General features: G+C 75.6%; 1 pseudogene. It reads left to right on the top strand.

The features are described from left to right. Positions 1-164 precede the first annotated feature (164 nt). Positions 165-344: pseudogene (locus STRAU_RS23745) on the top strand (hypothetical protein); the annotation flags it as partial.

Raw genomic sequence — 344 nt, 5'->3', positions numbered from 1 at the left:
CTGCTGTGGCGAGGGATCCAGCCGTACGCCTGGTCGGCGCCGCTGCTCGTGGCGGCCGGGCTCCTGCTGGGCTGGACCCGCTCCGCCACGAGCAGCGGCGCCGCGGGCCCTCCGGGGTGGTGGCGCGCCGCCTCCCTCGTGGCCGCGACCAACTCGTGCGCCGGGTGGCCGTGGTCGTCCTCAGCACCGACCGCCTCAGCTTCGCCCCGCCCGGCCCCCAGGTCGAGGACCTGGGCCGCGCCACCCACTACCGCTACCGCTACAGCGGCCTGCGCCTGCTCCTCGAACGCGACCAGCGCTACTACGTACTGCCGCTGGGCTGGCACAAGGACACCGACCCGACG

It is taken from the genome of Streptomyces aurantiacus JA 4570 (assembly GCF_000414115.1).
In the GTDB taxonomy this organism is placed as follows: Bacteria; Actinomycetota; Actinomycetes; order Streptomycetales; family Streptomycetaceae; genus Streptomyces; species Streptomyces aurantiacus_A.
Note: the sequence above shows the minus strand (reverse complement) of the source record. Positions and strands in the feature narration are given on the sequence as shown.